Here is a 16,477-nt window from a genome sequence, read left to right on the forward strand (position 1 = left end):
CCTCACCCCCTCTCCACGTGGGGGCTAAACCGCGCCGGGGAGCTCGAACCCCCAACCCCGCTCCCCCCCACGCCCCAGCTCAGCAGTGCACGCCGGAACCGGGACACCCCGCCTCGGAGGCCCGCTGGGTCGCCGCTGATCAACAAGTAGCGGTCGTCTCCGAGGGCGCCGACGAGGTCGTTGAGGTGGGTGAGGAGTTCGTAGGGTGGAGTTCGAGGTCGGTGACGGTGTGGACAGCGGTGCGCAGTCGGCCCATCGTCGCGGCTTCGCACAGTCCGTGGCCCATGACGTCGCCGATGACGAGGGCTACCCGTGCCCCGGACAGTGGGATGAGGTCGTACCAGTTGCCGCCGACCTGCACGCCTTCACCGGCGGGCAGATAGCGGGCGGCGGCGGTGACGGGCGGCAGGGGCGGGCAGAGTGCGGTGCGTGGCAGCAGGCCGCGCTGCGGTTGCTGGGCGCGGGTGTGCTCGGCGTCGTAGAGGCGGGCCCGTTCCAGTGCCTGGGCGACCAGCCCGCTCAGGGCGATGAGCGGGGACTGGTCTTCCTCCGCGAAGTGGCGAGGCAGGCTGAAGCCCACCGCGCAGTAGCCGATCTGCTGGTGGGGGCGATCAGGTGGTGTATCCGGCCGCGACGACACGCAGGACGTCGTACTCACGGGCGGTGATGGGAGCGGCGTAGGGGGTGGACCGGCCGGTTCGGAACGAGCGGTGTGGGCCACGCCGCGGATGGCTTCGCGTACCGCCGTGCTCCCGGCGTCCTTGACCAGGAGCCCGTAGGCATCCGCGGCCAGCGTCGGCGCGACGGCGGCGTGTTCGGGGAACGCGGTGAAGAGCAGGACACGGCTGCCGGGGCTGACGCGGTGCACGTCGGGGACGACATCGGCGGCGAGGCGGTGGGGGAGGCGCCGGTCGAGCAATACGATGTCGGGCTGTTCGCGTGCGCACAGCTCGACGGCCGTGACGCCGGTTTCGGCGTGGCCGACGACGGTGAGGTCGGGGTATCCGCTGAGCTGCGCCGCGCCCCCGTCGTGGACGACCGGGGGGCGTCCACGATGACGATGCGCGTGGGGCGGGTCGTCAGCAGGGCAGTTGTGCCCGCCAGACCGTGCCGCCGTCCGGGTCGCGGACGACGCGGACGGAGCCGCCCAGTCGGCCGATGGCCTCGGCGGTCTTGGCGAGGCCGAGCCCCGGTTGGTGTGCCGGGCCCAGCCCTACGCCGTCGTCGTGCACGGCGACCGTCAGCAGTGGGCCGCTGCGCCGCACGGACACGGTCACGGCACCTCGCCCCGGCGCGTTTCTCCACGTTCAGCAGGGACTCCCGTACCGCCGCCGCCAGCACCTCCGATCGGGAGGCGGGCAGTTCGGGAGGGTCCTCTTCCAGAACGACCAGTTCGGCCGGGATGCCGGTGCGGTCGGAGAAGGCCGCGCCGACGCGGCTACCGGGCATTCCGTCCCTTGTACTTCGTGTTCGCCTCGGTGGCGATGAAGTTGGGGCTGATCAGGTCCTGGGCCTTCATCGCTGCCGGGTCCGCGGCGGCTCGGAAGTCGGCGCATCCCTGTATCGGCTTCAGGGCGTCTGGCGCAGCCTTCACGACTTGTACACCGGGCTGGAGGGTTGGCCCGCCAAGCAGAACGGCCGTTCACTTCGAGTGAAGGAGCGACAACGAGCTGGGGCTCTTCCTCCGCAGCCGCAGCGAGGTCGTAGCCCCCGCTGACGTGGAGCTGCCCGCCGGTCCGCGCCGCCGGACGCCGGGGTTGTGCCGGGCCGAGCCGACCATGCTCGCCGGGGGCGGCGTGGAGTCCCGGCTCGAGCAGGGGCGCGACCACAGACCGTCCGCGTCCGTGCTCCCGGCACTTGCCGACGCGCTGCGGCTGACCGCGCTGTCCGCCGACGACGATCGGCGCCTGATGGTGCACATCCCCGTCGACGACGCCTCCGTCACCGCGCTGGACCGGCTGACCGGCCGCCGGTCCGGGGCGCTGCGCGCGGTGTCCCGCTGAGACCGACGGAGGCCAACCAGGCCGGGACCTCCTGGGCGGCCGTCAACCGGCAATCGGCAGCCGCTCACCGGGTTATGCAGCTCCAGGGTGCAGCGGTGCGGAGTGTGTCCGTTGCCCAGGCGAGGGCCGCCGCGTGGTGGTGGCAGGCGCGGCGGACCGCCGGGAAACCGCGGGGGTGGACGCGGTTGGCGAGGAGGACGTAATAGCGGCCTTCCGCCCCCGCCCCGTTCGCCCTGGCTCCACCCACAGGCTCGTCCTCGCAAAGACCGTGTGGCCGTACGAAGACGGGCCCATCGCCGTACTACCGACCGGCGACCCCACCGCGTCCCGACCCTGCCGGCCGAGGCGGCGGCGTAGCGGGAGACATTCCGTGTAGCGGGCGGTCATACGGGCGAAGCCGACCGCACCGCAGGCCGCTGCCGCCCGCCGCGAACGCCTGGCCAGCCGTCCACGTCGGTCAGCGGACATTCCGCTGCAGAGCCGCCGGGATCCGCATCATCACAGCGAACTCGGGGCTCTGCGATCAGTGACTCTCCACCACGAAGGCCCAGGTCAGCACGGAACACGACCGATTGGGGCTTTGGTGCAAGTCTCCCGGCGATGCCTCCCCGGCCTGTTCGGCCACCGTCCAGCGGTTCCTACGGTCCAGCCCGGCAGCGAGCCCGGACATGTACTGCCGAGCCCGTCGACGCGGTTCCGACCTCGTAAAACGACCCGCGAACCGGGCATGCAACCGATCCAGCTCCGCCGATCACACGGCAACATCGACATCCGCCACACAACAATCAACGGCCCGATCATGAAACCGTTTCGGCAGGGGAGTGGCGTCGCAGTACCAACCCTCTGATCCGTAGGCCGCAGGGTGGCTACTCGGAACGCCCCGGCGACAGTCCGTCCAGCACCATGCCGATCGCCCTGTCTACGACAGCCCGGTCACCCCGGGCGTTGGCCAGCGCCCTGATCAGCACGTAGACCTCGTCCACCGTTGCGTCCGCGCGCACCTCACCGGCTTCCTGGCCCCGGGACAGCAACACCTCGACGGCGTCCCGCAACACAGAGGCCGCAGCCTCCACCTCATCAGTGGCGCCCGCCGGATCAGCGGATTCCTCCAGCAGCGCGACGAGCGCGAGCTTCGCCGGTGCGCCTGAGACCATCTCCCGGAACGTCATCCGGAAAGCCGCCCCGGCCTCGCCACCCTCGCCTCGCGCCCGCGCTGTGTCGGTGAGCAGGGTGAGGTGCCGCACGATCGTGGCCTCGACCAGCAGCCGCTTGGTCGGGAAGTGCCGGAACACGGTGCCGATCCCGACGCCGGCCCGGCGCGCGACCTCCTCGGTCGAACCGGCTTTGCCGGACTCGCCGAAGACCTCTTCGGCTGCGGCCAGCACCCGGTCCCGATTCGCTTGCGCGTCGCTTCGCATCCAGCCATTTTCCCTCCCCCGGATCCCTCGCTCCCGCGGGCCCCGTGATCCACTCTTGCGGTCCGGAGTGGGGACTCCGTATAGTCCGGAGTGAAGACTCCGGTTAGAAGGGCGACCATGATGCGAACCCCCGAAGAGACGTTCCGTGCCATGCTCGACGGCGCCTGCCGGCTGCAGAACGGTGACCGCGGTCAGGTCGACAAGCTGGCCGAGTTCTACGCCGAAGAAACCGATGTGCGACACCCGATGGCCCCGCTCGGCGACACCCCGCTGCTCAGCCGCGAAGCACTCCGGCAGCACTTCGCCGCCGCGGCGGGGCTGGCCGGCATGGCGGGCTTCCGCGTCGAGGACGTACGCGTCCACCACACTGCCGACCCCGAGGTGGTCATCGGCGAGTTCACTTACCGCGGCGACGCGGGCTGGGCCGCGCCGGGCATCATCGTCCTCCGGATCCGCGACGGGCTGATCGTCGAGTCGCGGGACTACATCGACCACCTCGGGCTCGCTCGTGCCACCAACACGGTCGACGCCCTCTGCGCGCAACTGACCTAGTACTCCAGTGCGAACGTGATCCAGGTGTCCGAATGGCTGATGAGACGTCGTGGGTAATGGGCGCGTCTGGCCTGCGCCTGGTGGAGTCTGCGCCAGATTGACCAGGTCAGAAGGCGGTGCGGCGGCATGGCCGGAGATCTGAAGAGTGTGCCGATGAGGTGGTGGATCTCCGGGATGGTCAGGTCGCTCGGGTCGATACTGCGGACCGGACGGCACGGGTCGGTGCTCCGATCGGGCCTCGTGCTGACGACGACGGCGGCGAGGAAGGCCAGCGCGAGCATGGCCAGGGTGATGTGGCGGTGCCAGAAAGTCCAGTGGCGGACCTGGTAGTGGTCCAGGTCGGCCTGGCCCATTGGCAGTGAGGCGGCCACGGTGCCAGCCTGGACCACGGTGCGGTTCTCGTTGATCCGCACCTGGTGGTGCAGGCAACCGCCAGGACGTAGCCGATCCCACGTGTCTCCAGGACAGAGCGAAGATGCGGGTCCTGACCGTAGACCTCGTCGCCGGTCACCCACGAGGAGGGGCACCCAGCATCCAGGGCCGCTTCAATCATCTGCAGGGCCAGGCGGGGCTTGGCGGCGAACTCCACCTGCTCGGGAACCCCGGAGCCCGACCGGCGACCGGGATCCCGGCACCAGGCGTGCTCGGGAAGTAGAGCCGACGGAAGCAGCCGCTGCATCGCACCGGGGCGGGCATGGCCTGCCTCCTCGGCCAGCCGCCCACAGTTCTTGCGCTCGACGCCGGACAGCAGTCCGAGCACGAATGCCCGCGCCGTCGCCCCTGGTTACTCGGCGGAACCGGCCCGCGATGCGAGCCATGGCCTGGTCGAAGCACCGCCGGGGTACGCATCGGTCGGACACCGGCGAGCCGTACGCTCTCGGGGCCGTCCTCCACCGTTGCCCGCGCCTGGACGCCGTGCCCCTTGTCGGTGAGCACGCCGGTGACGGCGTCGCCCCGGCGCAGGAAGCGCCGAGCGCACGGTCATATTGAACGAGCTCGCGCAGGGCCTGAGTTCACGGGCGACACCCTGCCGCTCACCGGCGGTGTCCGGGCCGGCCGGATGACCGCCGAGCTGGGTGTCCCGCTGCCGATCCGTCCCGGCAAGGGCTACAGCGTCGACTACTCCCCGTCCCCGGTACCGCTGCGCACGCCCCTCACCCTGGAGGACGCCCGGATGGCGATGACTCCGCTGAACGGATTCCTCCGCCTGGCCGAAGTGCTTGGCATCCGGAACTCCGCAGCCGCTGCGAGCGCGGCGGCCGCGGAGTCTGGGAGAACTACTCAGAGGTGCTGCTCGGTGGACCGAGTGCGCTGGTACTCCTCCTGGCGTTCGTCCGTGATGTACGCCGGGACGGGGAAGTCCCACCAGCCAGGCACCCAGGGGCCGGCCGCGTCGCGGTCCGTCGGGACTTCCACCAGGGCGGGTTCGCCCGACTGGACTGCCTTGCGCAGGGTCGACTCCAGGGAGTCGGCGTCCGATACCTTCCATGATTCGATGCCGAAGGACCGGCCCATGGCGGCGAAGTCGGGGCTGTAAGGCGTGCCGTCGGGATGCGAGAACTCCGTGCCGATGTGGCGGGAGGTCTGCTTGCGCTGGCCACCGCGGATCGACATGTAGCCCGCGTTGTTCTGGACGACGAAGACCACCGGTGCGCCGGTGGTGATGCTCAGAGCGATCTCCTGCGCGGTCATGAGGAAGTCACCGTCGCCCAGGACGCACACCACGGGGTGGTCCGGCCGGCCCAGCTTGGCGCCGACCGCGGCCGGGATGGCCCAGCCCATGGAGGAGAAGCCGCCTGAGGTGAGGTGAGTGCGCGGGGAGTACACGGGGAAGGTCTGCTTGACCGCCCCCTGGGTGTTGCCCGAGCCGGCGACGATGATCGCGTCACGGGGAAGGACGGAGCGCAGGGCACCCAGCGGGCGCTGTGAGGTGAAGGGGAAGCGGTCGTTGTCGCGGCGCCCGGCGAGCTTCTCCTCCCACTGCTCCTTGAGAACGGCCAGCTCGGCCAGGTATTCGGAGCGGTCGGCGCCCTGTGCGGGCAGGGAGTCGACGATCGCGGCCACGGCTCGCTGTGCGTCGGCGACGATACCCACCTCGGCGGGGTAGTTCTTACCGATCTCGTGGGGGTCGATGTCGATGTGAATGAGCTTCGCCGGCGGAATGGAGAAGCTGATGCCCTTGGCGTAGCTGGAGGCCGACCAGTCGGTGAAGCGGCAGCCGACGGAGACCACGACGTCGGCGGAGCTGGCGATCGCGTTGCCGACCAGCGTGCCGGTCTGACCGACGCTGCCGGCGAACAGCGCATGGTCCTCGGGAAAGGCGCTCTTGCCGTTCCAGGTGGTCACGACCGGAATCTGCCAGCGTTCGGCCAGAGCCAGGACCTGGCCGGAGGCCTCGGAGGTGATGGCGCCACCGCCGACGACGATGACCGGCCGGGCGGCTCCACGAAGCACCTCGACAGCACGGTCCACCGCTTCGGGGTCGGGGTGCTGGCGTCCGACGGGCACGCGTCGCGCCAGGTCATGCAGGTCGACGTTCGCGGCCTCGGCTTGTACGTCCATCGGCACCTCGAGGTGCACGGGGCCGGGGCGACCGGTCAGCATGGAGTTGAAACAGCGGTGCAGGACGAAGGGGAGCTCCTCGACGCGGGTGACGACCCAGTGCCGTTTGCTGACGGCCTCGGCGACCTTGGGGAAGTCGTTGGCCGTGTAGCGGTCGAGTTCCTGAAGCAGGCCGTGGCCGCGCATGTGGGTCGGCGGGCCGCCGGTGATGACCAGGACGCTGGTGGAGTCGGTGAAAGCGGTCCCCATCCCGATCACGGTGTTGCTGGCGCCCGCGCCGATGGAGGTCACCGCGGCCTGGGGACGGCCGGTGACACGGTAGTAGCCGTCGGCGAGGTGGACCGCGCTCTGCTCGTGGAAGGTCTGGATGAACGGGATCTTGGATTCGTTGTCGAGAAAGGCGTCGGTCAGTGACCAGATGCCGTGACCGGGAATGCCGGCGACGTAGTCGACGCCGTAGTTGCGCAGGGTCCGCGCGACGATCTGGCCTCCGGTGAGGACTGGCATGTGGTTGCTCCCACTCAGCTCGGTTCGGTTCTTGTGGTCACTGGCCCCGGCGGGCGGCCCAGGCGAAGCCCTGGGTACACAGCCGGGTCACGTCGGGGTTCCGCAGGTCATCGAGATCGTGTCCGACCGCGCTGTAGAAGACCCGGCCCGCGCCCCAGGTCCGGATCCATGCCTGGGGAATGGTCTTACCCTCCAGCCAGGGCAGATGCTCGCCGGTGAAGGTGGTCTGCGCCAGGACGTGGTTGTTGGGGTCGACCGACATGTAGTACTGCTCAGAAGCCACGCGGAAGTCCTTGACCCCTGCCGTGATCTCGTGGCCGGTGTCGGTGATGGAGACCTCGTAGGGGTACTTCACCCCCTCACCGGCAGGGTGCTCCAGGAAACTGCCTCCGATCAGCCAGTGGTACTTCAGGCTCATGCGGAACGCTGCCGCGGCTCCGTGCCAGGCGGCGATCCCGGTGCCGGACTCCACCGCCCGCAGCAGACTTCCCTCCTGGGCCACGGTGAGCCCCTCGGACAGCAGGGCGTTGTTCCAGTTGAGGGCGATCAGGTCGTAGCCGGTGAGATCGGCGTCGAGCGCGAAGATGTCGTTGGCCACGTCGACGTCGAAGCCCAGGTCCTTGAAAATCGGGAGCGCCCATTCCTGGGCGACCTCGTAGGGCTTGTGCCCCGGCCAGCCACCGTAGAGATACAGAACGCGGCTCATGCGTTCGTCCCTTCCGTCGTACGGGCAGTGCTTGCGGCGCGGTTGCGAAGGCGTTCCGCCACTTCCAGAGCGTCGCCTTCCGGCGCGGTGGATTTACGTTCCGGTTTGGCCGCCAGCAGGTATGCGAGGCCCGCCGCTGAGACGAGGAGGAAACCGAGGAGTGCGATCCAGCGGTCCACGAACGAGGCCCCGGCGTCGCCGCTGGGAGCGGCCAGGAGCACCATGGCCAGGATTCCATAGACCAGGGCTGCCACGTTGACCGTGAGTCCCCAGCGGCCGAGGGTCCACGCACCGGCCGGCCGCCAGCCCCGGAACCGCATCCGCAGGGCAGCCAGGACGATCAGCTGGAAGGCCGCGTATCCGGCCAGCACCTGGAAGGCAGCGATCTTGACGAGTGAGTCGGGCGAGAAGTAGACGAAGACGAACAGCAGGAGCGGTGTGACGTTCACGGCCAGCAGGGCGTTCGTCGGGACACGGTACTTGCGGGAGATCTTTGAGAAGAGACGGGCGCCGGGGAACATGTCGTCGCGGGCAAAGGAGAAGACGATGCGGCTCGCCGCGGCCTGCTGGCTCATGACGCCGGCGATGAAGGATGTGAGGGTGACGACGAGCACCAGCTTCGTACCGACGGTGCCGATCGAACTCTGCAGGATCGCAGGAATCGGATTGGCGTCCTTCCCCGCCAGGATCGAGGGGAGGTCCGGTGCGGCGAGCGCGTAACCGGCGAATGCGAAGACCGCTGACAGTCCTCCGACCACCACGGTCAACTGCATGGCGCGGGGGATGCTGCGCGCGGGATTCGGCACCTCCTCGGCGACTTCACCGCATGCCTCGAACCCGTAGTAGAGGAAGAGCCCGACGATCGAGGCGGCGACGAACGCTCCGAAGTAGCTGCCCCCATCGCTGGTACCGCCGCTGTCGAAGAACATCGAGATCGAGTTGTGCCGCTCGAAGGCCAGCAGGTAAAGGCCTACGAGGATGATGCCGATCAGCTCCGCGGCGAGGCCGATCTTCGAGATCAGCGCCAGGGTCCTGGTGCCGAAGCTGTTGCACATCAGGCAGACGGCTGTGATGGCAACGGCGATGAGCAGGCGCTGGCCGGGGGAGGAGGAGACCCCCGGCTGGTCGGCGGTACCGGCGAAGAGACTGGCCACGAAGTCCGAGCTGAACAAGGCCGTGCTGGTGATACCGATGGTGATGCAACAGATATAGGTCCACGCGGTGAACCAGGCGTAGCGCCCATTCCACAGGCGCCGGGCCCACTGATAGAGCCCGCCGGCGAGGGGGAACTGCGAAACGATCTCGCCGAAGACCAGGGCGACCAGGAACTGCCCGATACCGACGATGGCTATCCAGAAGATGGACGGTCCGCCGGCGGTGGACAGACCGACTGCGAAGAGGGACACGACGCCCACGAGGGGCGAGAGATAGACGAAGCCGAGGGCGAAGTTCGACCACAGGCTGACCTTGCGGTCAAAGCGCTGCTCGTAGCCCAGTGCCGCGAGCAGTTCGGCGTCCTCACTTGATGAGACCGGGCCGACGGCCCCGCCCGAGGAAGCGACACGAGCGGTGCTCGACGCCGCCTGCGCCTCGTTCTCTGTAGCTGACATGACGATCTCCGGGGATTGAAGTAGGACTGCTCGTCGCGGAACGGCAGCCTCGCTGCGGGGGCGGTGTGGCGTAAGTCCTGATCCGCCGGCACCGGTCAGGCCCGTCCGAAGGCGTGGTCGGTCCAGGCCGGCCGGGCCGATCCGTAGCGCGCGCTGCGGACGTCGCCCGAGCGGGCATGTCCCTCGAAGTTCTCGATGCGGGAGGCCCGCCCGCAGATCTCGCCGAGTTCGGCGCTGGAGGTGGCGTTCTGGATCTCCTGGTAGGTCACCGTCTTGAGGTACTTGCCGACCCAGAGTCCACCGGTGTATCGGGCTGCCCCCAGCGTCGGCAGGACGTGGTTGGTGCCGATGACCTTGTCGCCGTAGGCGACGCAGGTCTTGTCGCCGAGGAACAGCGCGCCGTAGTTCCGCATCCGGTGCAGTGCTTCACGGGGCTCGGCCGTCAGGATCTGCACGTGCTCGCTCGCGTACGCGTCGGCGAGCTCGTAGGCGGCATCGAGGCCGGGGACCACGATCACCTCACCCCTGTCCTGCCAGGCCCGTCCGGCGATCTCGCCGGTGGACAGTCCCGGCAGCAGCTCCTCCACGTACGCGATGGTCCGCGTGGCCACCTCTTGCGACGTGGTGATCAGGACTGCCGGGGAGTCCGGTCCGTGCTCGGCCTGGGACAGCAGATCGGTGGCCACCACCAACGGGTCGGCGGTCTCGTCGGCGACGATCAGCACTTCTGTCGGCCCGGCGAACAGGTCGATACCGACCTCACCGAAGAGCTGCCGTTTGGCCTCTGCCACATAGGCGTTTCCCGGCCCGGCGAGCATGTCGACCGCGGCGATCGTCTCAGTACCCAGTGCCAGGGCCGCTACCGCCTGAACACCACCCATGACGTAGATCTCGTCCGCGCCCGCCAGATGCATCGCGGCGATGCTCACGGGTGGCGGCGTCCCGCGGTCCGGCGGGGTCGTCGCCGCGACCCGCCCGACACCGGCGACCTTGGCCGTCAGCACGGTCATATGGGCCGACGCCGTAAGCGGATACCGGCCTCCGGGAACATACGCGCCGGCCGCGCCGATGGGGATGTTGCGCTGTCCCAGGTACACCCCGGGCAGGGTCTCGACCTCGAAGTCGTTCAGGGAATCCCGCTGAGCCTGGGCAAAGCCGCGGACCTGCCTTTGGACGAAGCGCAGATCGTCGAGGACTGTCTCAGGGACCGAGGAGACCACGGAGGCGACCTGGTCGGGGCTCAGCTGGAACGACTCCGGGCTCCACTCGTCGAACTTCTGCGACCACCGGCGTACGGCGGCGTCACCGTTCTGCCGAACGTCGGCGATAACCTCGGCGACGGTGGCGACGATTTCCGGTCGGCTGGTCCGCGACGCTTCTACCGCGAGGGGACCCTTCACGATCTTGCTCGTGCTGGGCACTCTGCACTCCTTGCAGATGGACGTGTCTGGGGGCTGACCTGAAGTCTGGGTAAACAGCGGCCTGTGGCGACAGACACAACATGTGCGATATTGCTCATGGATCTTGCACACTCTGGAGAAGCTCATGACTGAAGTCCTGACCGTTCGCGCCGCTCTGGAACTCGAGGTGTTCACCCGCACCGAGGTGCGCGTCCACGCGGGAGAGAAGAACCTGGACCGTCCCGTGCGCTGGGTCCACACCGGCGAGATCCCGGACATTCACCGCTTCCTCACCGGCGAAGAAATGCTGCTGACCGCCGGACTCGGCATGGGAACCACAGCCGGCCAGCAGCGCGCCTTCATCCGGCGTCTCGCGGACGCCCGCGCTGCCGTTCTGGTCGTCGAACTTGCCGGACGTATGTTCGATAAAATGCCCGAGGCCGCTGTCGAGGAGGCCGAAGCCGTCGGTCTGCCCCTCGTCGGGCTGACGGACGAGATCCCCTTCGTCGAGACATCAGCCCAGGTCCACGAAGTGCTGGTCCAGATGCGCCTGGAACAACTGACCGCCGAAGAGGCCACCAGCCAGGCATTCATGGATCTGCTGCTCGCCGACGATGACTATGTCGGGGTGGTCCGAGAACTGGCCCACCGCACGGGGCACGCCGTGATATTGGAAGACGTGGCTCACCAAATGCTCGCCTACGGAGGCGCCGCTCCGGAAGCCGACGAGATCGTGAACCGGTGGAGCGCACACTCCCGGGCCATCCACGAACGCCACCACTCCCTCGCGGCCCGGGGCCCCGCGGTTCCCACGGCCCGCGCGGCGTCGTTCCGCGATGTCGTGCCCTGCGCACGCCAGCCCGTGATCCTTCGGGGAGAGGAGTGGGGCTGGCTGCACCTTCTGCACGGCAAGGCGCAGCCAAGCCGCACCGACCTGCGCACGCTGGAACGGGCAGCCGCGGCGGTAGCGATCACCCTGCTCAGTGAGAGAGAGCACGGGGCCCGCTCGGCCCAACGCCAGACAGCCCTCCTGAACCGGCTACTGCTCGGCGACATCACCGGGGAGAAGTTCGTCAGCCTGAGCCTGGCGCTCGGGCAGGACCTCCGTGGGCGTGACCTGATTGTCGTCACGGCGTGCGCGGGGGACGGCCAACCCTTCAAGGATCACACCCTCGCTCGCCTGTTCCATGACGCCGACTGGCCCGCCGTCGTCGGCGACACCGGGGATTTCGACACGGCAGTCGTCGGTCTTCCCGCCGGCGGCGACCCGAGTCAGGTGCAGATCACATTGAGCGACCACGGCGTCGGAGGTGGCATCAGCCGCATCGTGCCACCGGCGGCATTGCCTCTTGCGCTGAGGCAGAGCCGCAGCGCCGCCTCAGTGGCAGCAGCCGCGGTGGAGCCGCAAGTGCGGCATTTCGATGACCTGGGAGCGCTTCGTCTGCTGGTGGCGCTCTCCGACGGACCCGAACTCACACGCTACGTCGAGGACGAACTGGGACCGCTGCTCGAGCACGACGCCCTGGCGAAGAACCCGCTACTGCCGACCCTGCGGACCTTCCTGGATTGCGGCGGCAACAAAGCACGGGCAGCAGACGTGCTCTTCATCCAGCGGCGGACGGTCTATCATCGCCTCGAAAAGCTGTCCGAGATCCTTGGAATCGACCTTACTCACATCGAAAACCAGCAGCGCCTACAGCTCGCGGTTCGAGGCTACGATCTGCTGCGCAAGCCGACGCTTCGGCGTACGTGATACCAGACTTGGCAACCCGCACCTGCGGCTTCCGAAATTCCGAGTACCGGCTCAGCTCTTGGTGGCTTGTGCGATCGACGGAGCGACGCGCAGCGCGTTGGCGCCGATCGTCAGGGCTGGGTTGAGTGCGGCGGACGATGGGAAGAACGAGGAGTCGGTCACCCAGAGGTTCTCGATATCGTGGCTGCGGCAAAAGGGATCGAGGACGCTCTCCGCGGGATCGTGGCCTGCGACGGCAGTGCCGCACATGTGTGAGTTCGTCTCGATACCCATGCGCTGGGTAAAGATCAGCGGATAGCCCGCCTTACGGACCATTTTGGTGACCCGGCTCACGAGCGTGCGGTGTGGCTGGAGGTTGTTCGGCTTCCAGTCGATGAGGATCCGGTCACCATCCACCCGGACCCGGTTCTCCAGCGACGGGAGATCCTCGGTCGTCAAGTAGATGTCGATGCTCCTGTCCGACATGAACTTCAGGACCCGCGTCGGTACCCACGGACGGGCAGACTTGAGCATCGGGGCCTGAAGCTTGCCCAGCATCTGCAGGTTGCCGAGCGGGAAGGGCGTCCCCGGGCCCGCCTCGTAGAAATCGTTCAGCCCGAGCGTCTTCTGCCACTTCGTGGGGTTGATCTGCAGCGGGTTGACGCCCACGAAAAACGTGCTGTTGTGGACCATGTAGTTGCGGCCCAGCAGCCCTGACGAGTTGCCGAGCCCCCGCGGATGCGCGTCGTCGGCCGAGCGCAGCAGCAGCGCTGCCGAGTTGACCGCGCCACCGGCCACGGCAAAGCTTTTGGCGTTGATGCGGACGGTGCGGCCCGCATGTCGTGCCTCGGCCGCGACAACCTTGCGGCCGTCCGGGGAGGTGATCAACCGGGTGATCTCGGCTCCCGTCATGATTTTCACACCGTCACTCAGCGCGGGCAGCAGAATCCTGTTCTCCGCGTCAGACTTCATCCCGGTCTCGTCTGGGCAACCATCCGCGGTGGCCACGGCGGCACGGTCGTTCTGACCACGCACATTCAGCGCGTTCGGGGCGTGGTATGGGTGCAGGCCCTGCCTGCGCAAAGACCCAGCAAACCGCTCGATTACCGGTTCGTGCTTGAGCGCCGGGCAGGGGTAGGTCTGTGAGTGCGGCGGCTCGGTCGGGTCTTCACCGGTCTGCCCGTGCACCTGGAGCAGCTGCTCCATGGTGCTGTAGAAGGGCTCCAGGTCCTCGTAGGTGAACGGCCATGCCCGCGAGGTGCCTTCGTGGTGTTCCACCTCGGTAAAGTCGCTGCGCCGGAAGCGGGGCAGCATGGCGCCGTAGAAGCGGGTGTTTCCGCCGACCCAGTAGTACACGCCCGGTGCGAACGGCTTTCCCGTGCTGCCGTCGTACCAGTAGCCGGCGTTCTTGTACCGGCCCTTCAGGTACATCTCGGTCGGCTGCGAGTTCTCGGGCTCGCGGGGGAGGAAGGTGCCGCGCTCGACGACCAGCACCTGGTGTCCGGAATCCTTGAGGGCCCAGGCCAGGGTGGCGCCGCCCATGCCGGAGCCGATGATCAGGACATCCGTGTTCATCTCATCCGCGGTTCCGACCGAGAGCAGGGAATCCGGCTGCAGTTCCGCGGGCGTGTAATTCTGCGAGACCGGGCTATCCATCAATCTGACTTCCTTTCGGTGCCTTTACGCTTATTCGGTGGACGGGGGTCATGCTGTCCATTGCGGCAAATTTCTCTGGAGATGGGACCGAGACATGGAGAGGTCTTGCCGGAGTGGTTCTTGAAGAGGCTAAACAGTCCCCTGCGCGCAGGACATGCACGAAGTGAGCAATGGTCGGTCATTGAATGGCACACTGTGAGCACCGCGATTCTGTGCGGGAGAGCTCGCTACGGTGCCGATCGGCTCTGAAGGATTGCCGACCACAAGGGACTTGTCAGGCGGTTTTGACGACGGTGCCGCCGCTTTCGAGCGCGGTCACCTCGTCGGCAGGTGCCGTGGTGTCGGTGACGAGGGTGTCCAGGAGGGTGGAGGGGCCGACGTGGGCGTAGGCGGTGCGGCCGACTTTGCTGCCGTCCGCGACGGCGACGATGCGGCGGGCGGAGGCGATGCCGGCCTTCTTCACCGCCGCGTCGTCGAGGTCGTAGGCGGTCAGGCCCTCGGCCGCGCTCAGACCGCAGCAGCCGACGATCGCGGTGTCGAAGCGCAGCGCCGCCAGGGAGGCCAGCGTGAGGGGGCCGGTCAGGGCCCCCTCGGCGGCGCGGGGCCGTCCGCCCGGCACCATCAGCGTGGTCGGACCCGGGGCGTCGCCTAGGACGTGGATTGCCTGCAGTGACAGGGGCATCACGGTGACCTGCCGGCCACGCAGCAGACGGGCGACCTCCAGGCAGGTGGTGCCGCTGTCGAGGAGGACGGTCTCGCCGTCGGCGATGAGCGAGGACACCTCGGCCGCGATCCGGCGCTTGGCGTCGATGGCTTCGTGGGCGCGCAGCGCGAAGGGCGGCTCCTCGCCCCTGAGCAGCAGGGTGCGTGCCCCGCCGCGGACGCGTTCTAGGACGCCGTGGGCGGCCAGTGTGTCGAGGTCGCGCCGGATGGTCATCTCCGAGGCGCCGGTCAGCGCGGCGAGTTCCTGGACCGTGGCACTGCCCGACTCTCCGACGGCCTGGGCGATCAGCCTGTGTCGGTCTGCGTTGCTCATACCGCGATTGAACATCACCTCGAAACGAACAAGCAAGCTGTTCATTCTGGGGCTTTCCAATCACACAGTACGTTCGTTATGGTGATCGGCATGGAACGCTCGCTTCGGTCCGCCCGTGTGGCGAACTTCGTCTGCTTCGTCCTGTGCGGCACGGTGGTGGACTGCCCGGCCTGCCCCGGGATCCCTGGATGCCGACGGGTGCCCTGCTGGTCTTCGGCTTCCGCGCCGGCTGTCTCGACGTGAGCATGGACGCCCACTTCGTGCACGTGGAGAAGGCATATGACCGACCCGTCATGTCGGCCTTCCACGCCATGTTCTCCGTCGGTGGTGTCATCGCCTCGCTCGTCGGAGCGGGCGCCGCGAGCGACGGCATGAGCCCGGCCGTGGGCAAGGCCGCCGCCGGGGTCACGATCGTGGCCGTCTCGCCGTGGATATGGGCCGCGTTCACCGCTGCGGCCATCCGAATCCTGCGCGCCGGATCCGACCGCACGCGTGAGATGGCACCGAGCAGCCACTGACCCCCTGTGCGACAGGCCCCTGACGCCGTGCCACACACCGCGGCCTCCACGCTCGCCTCCGCCCGGCCGCCAGACCGGTGGGAGAACCCACCGCCACCAGAAGGAGCCCTTGATGCCCGAGACCAATACCACTCCCGCTCGCGGCCGTGTCGGGATCATGCTTCCCCGCGACCTGCCCGTCCGGGACGTGCTGCCCTACGCCCGGCGAGCCGAGGAACTGGGGTTCGACCAGGTGTGGGTGGTGGAGGACCTCGGCTGGCGCGGCGGACTCGCCCAGGCCGGCCCCGTCCTCGCCAGCACCACCAGCATCACCGTCGGTATCGGCATCATGCCCGCCGGCGCCCGCAACGTGTGCTTCGCCGCGATGGAACTTGCCACCCTCGCCCAGCTCTACCCCGGTCGCCTGATCGCCGGTATCGGCCACGGCATGCCCGACTGGATGCGCCAGGCAGGAGCCTGGCCCACCAGCCCCTTGACGCTGATCAAGGAGTACACGACCGCGCTGCGCCTGCTCATGCGCGGCGAGCCCGGCCCGGCAGGCGGCCGCTATGTGCGCTGCGAAGGTGTTGTCATCACCGAGACCCCCGACACCGTCCCCCCAATCGTCCTCGGCGTACGCGGCCCCAAATCACAGGCAGCCGCGGGCGAGGTGGGGGCCGCGGGGCCGCCGGGCGCGCCCCGCGCCCCCCCCCCCCCCCCCCCGAGGGGGGGGGCCCCCCGGGCGCCGCCCGCCAGGCGCGCCCCCCGCGGCGGGGAGCACAGCGCCCCCCCCCCGCC

General features: G+C 68.5%; 13 protein-coding genes and 5 pseudogenes. 5 read left to right on the forward strand and 13 right to left on the reverse strand.

Annotated elements, in window-relative coordinates; translation table 11 throughout:
• Positions 1-146: 146 nt before the first annotated feature.
• From ACFXB5_RS28155 to ACFXB5_RS28170, 4 genes and pseudogenes are all read right to left on the reverse strand, one after another.
• Positions 147-592 (reverse strand): annotated as a pseudogene (locus tag ACFXB5_RS28155) (PP2C family protein-serine/threonine phosphatase); the annotation flags it as partial.
• Positions 593-739: 147 nt separating this feature from the next.
• A pseudogene (locus ACFXB5_RS28160) lies at positions 740-988 on the reverse strand (response regulator); the annotation flags it as partial.
• A 91-nt stretch (positions 989-1,079) separates the two neighbouring features.
• Positions 1,080-1,280 (reverse strand): annotated as a pseudogene (locus ACFXB5_RS28165) (hypothetical protein); the annotation flags it as partial.
• Between the two features lie 158 nt (positions 1,281-1,438).
• Positions 1,439-1,594, reverse strand: coding sequence for a hypothetical protein (locus tag ACFXB5_RS28170; protein ID WP_385212680.1), 156 nt, complete (start codon positions 1,592-1,594; stop codon positions 1,439-1,441).
• Positions 1,595-1,670: 76 nt separating this feature from the next.
• Here ACFXB5_RS28170 and ACFXB5_RS28175 point away from each other — a divergent pair.
• Positions 1,671-1,880, forward strand: a pseudogene (locus tag ACFXB5_RS28175) (transcriptional regulator); the annotation flags it as partial.
• Positions 1,881-2,869: 989 nt separating this feature from the next.
• On the opposite strand, the gene ACFXB5_RS28180 reads toward ACFXB5_RS28175, so the two are convergent.
• Positions 2,870-3,421, reverse strand: a complete 552-nt coding sequence (locus ACFXB5_RS28180; RefSeq protein WP_385212682.1) for a TetR/AcrR family transcriptional regulator — start codon at positions 3,419-3,421, stop codon at positions 2,870-2,872.
• A gap of 117 nt (positions 3,422-3,538) precedes the next feature.
• Between ACFXB5_RS28180 and ACFXB5_RS28185 the strand changes: the two genes are divergently transcribed.
• The gene (locus ACFXB5_RS28185) at positions 3,539-3,973 is read left to right on the forward strand and encodes a nuclear transport factor 2 family protein (RefSeq protein ID WP_385212683.1); all 435 of its coding nucleotides are present in this window, start codon (positions 3,539-3,541) and stop codon (positions 3,971-3,973) included.
• On the opposite strand, the gene ACFXB5_RS28190 is transcribed toward ACFXB5_RS28185, so the two are convergent.
• The 6 genes and pseudogenes from ACFXB5_RS28190 to hisD form a co-directional block, all read right to left on the reverse strand.
• Positions 3,970-4,386 (reverse strand): hypothetical protein, encoded by a 417-nt coding sequence (locus ACFXB5_RS28190; protein ID WP_385212718.1) that lies wholly within the window; start codon positions 4,384-4,386, stop codon positions 3,970-3,972. The genes ACFXB5_RS28185 and ACFXB5_RS28190 overlap by 4 nt on opposite strands.
• Positions 4,387-4,400: 14 nt before the next feature.
• Positions 4,401-4,652, reverse strand: a pseudogene (locus tag ACFXB5_RS28195) (transposase); the annotation flags it as partial.
• Positions 4,653-5,254: 602 nt separating this feature from the next.
• Positions 5,255-7,042 (reverse strand): thiamine pyrophosphate-binding protein, encoded by a 1,788-nt coding sequence (locus ACFXB5_RS28200; RefSeq protein ID WP_385212684.1) that lies wholly within the window; start codon positions 7,040-7,042, stop codon positions 5,255-5,257.
• A 37-nt stretch (positions 7,043-7,079) separates the two neighbouring features.
• Positions 7,080-7,748, reverse strand: a complete 669-nt coding sequence (locus tag ACFXB5_RS28205; protein WP_385212685.1) for a ThuA domain-containing protein — start codon at positions 7,746-7,748, stop codon at positions 7,080-7,082.
• Positions 7,745-9,358, reverse strand: coding sequence for an APC family permease (locus ACFXB5_RS28210; RefSeq protein WP_385212686.1), 1,614 nt, complete (start codon positions 9,356-9,358; stop codon positions 7,745-7,747). Before ACFXB5_RS28210 ends, ACFXB5_RS28205 begins: the two co-directional genes overlap by 4 nt.
• Before the next feature lie 95 nt (positions 9,359-9,453).
• Positions 9,454-10,779 (reverse strand): histidinol dehydrogenase, encoded by a 1,326-nt coding sequence (hisD, locus tag ACFXB5_RS28215; RefSeq protein ID WP_385212688.1) that lies wholly within the window; start codon positions 10,777-10,779, stop codon positions 9,454-9,456.
• Between the two features lie 124 nt (positions 10,780-10,903).
• Between hisD and ACFXB5_RS28220 the strand changes: the two genes are divergently transcribed.
• Positions 10,904-12,511, forward strand: coding sequence for a PucR family transcriptional regulator (locus ACFXB5_RS28220; RefSeq protein WP_385212690.1), 1,608 nt, complete (start codon positions 10,904-10,906; stop codon positions 12,509-12,511).
• Between the two features lie 51 nt (positions 12,512-12,562).
• Here ACFXB5_RS28220 and ACFXB5_RS28225 read toward each other — a convergent pair whose 3' ends face one another.
• On the reverse strand, positions 12,563-14,146 hold the full coding sequence (locus tag ACFXB5_RS28225) for a GMC oxidoreductase (RefSeq protein ID WP_385212692.1): 1,584 nt from the start codon (positions 14,144-14,146) through the stop codon (positions 12,563-12,565).
• Between the two features lie 274 nt (positions 14,147-14,420).
• The gene (locus ACFXB5_RS28230; RefSeq protein ID WP_385212694.1) at positions 14,421-15,182 is read right to left on the reverse strand and encodes a DeoR/GlpR family DNA-binding transcription regulator; all 762 of its coding nucleotides are present in this window, start codon (positions 15,180-15,182) and stop codon (positions 14,421-14,423) included.
• Between the two features lie 188 nt (positions 15,183-15,370).
• Here ACFXB5_RS28230 and ACFXB5_RS28235 point away from each other — a divergent pair, with 188 nt between their 5' ends.
• Entirely contained in the window at positions 15,371-15,700 is a 330-nt protein-coding gene (locus tag ACFXB5_RS28235) for a hypothetical protein (protein ID WP_385212696.1), read from the forward strand.
• A 112-nt stretch (positions 15,701-15,812) separates the two neighbouring features.
• The coding region (locus ACFXB5_RS28240) for an LLM class flavin-dependent oxidoreductase (protein ID WP_385212698.1) at positions 15,813-16,477 on the forward strand (665 nt) is incomplete at its 3' end.

This window comes from Streptomyces sp. NPDC059455, from assembly GCF_042750115.1.
Lineage (GTDB): Bacteria > Actinomycetota > Actinomycetes > Streptomycetales > Streptomycetaceae > Streptomyces > Streptomyces endocoffeicus.

Bases quoted from the DNA above. Each gene is read 5' to 3' on its own strand.
- ACFXB5_RS28205 (WP_385212685.1), bottom strand. From the start codon at position 7,748: ATGAGCCGCGTTCTGTATCTCTACGGTGGCTGGCCGGGGCACAAGCCC.
- ACFXB5_RS28185 (WP_385212683.1), top strand. From the start codon at position 3,539: ATGATGCGAACCCCCGAAGAGACGTTCCGTGCCATGCTCGACGGCGCC.
- ACFXB5_RS28220 (WP_385212690.1), top strand. From the start codon at position 10,904: ATGACTGAAGTCCTGACCGTTCGCGCCGCTCTGGAACTCGAGGTGTTC.
- ACFXB5_RS28230 (WP_385212694.1), bottom strand. From the start codon at position 15,182: ATGAGCAACGCAGACCGACACAGGCTGATCGCCCAGGCCGTCGGAGAG.
- ACFXB5_RS28200 (WP_385212684.1), bottom strand. From the start codon at position 7,042: ATGCCAGTCCTCACCGGAGGCCAGATCGTCGCGCGGACCCTGCGCAAC.
- ACFXB5_RS28180 (WP_385212682.1), bottom strand. From the start codon at position 3,421: ATGCGAAGCGACGCGCAAGCGAATCGGGACCGGGTGCTGGCCGCAGCC.
- ACFXB5_RS28225 (WP_385212692.1), bottom strand. From the start codon at position 14,146: ATGGATAGCCCGGTCTCGCAGAATTACACGCCCGCGGAACTGCAGCCG.
- ACFXB5_RS28235 (WP_385212696.1), top strand. From the start codon at position 15,371: ATGCCGACGGGTGCCCTGCTGGTCTTCGGCTTCCGCGCCGGCTGTCTC.
- ACFXB5_RS28210 (WP_385212686.1), bottom strand. From the start codon at position 9,358: ATGTCAGCTACAGAGAACGAGGCGCAGGCGGCGTCGAGCACCGCTCGT.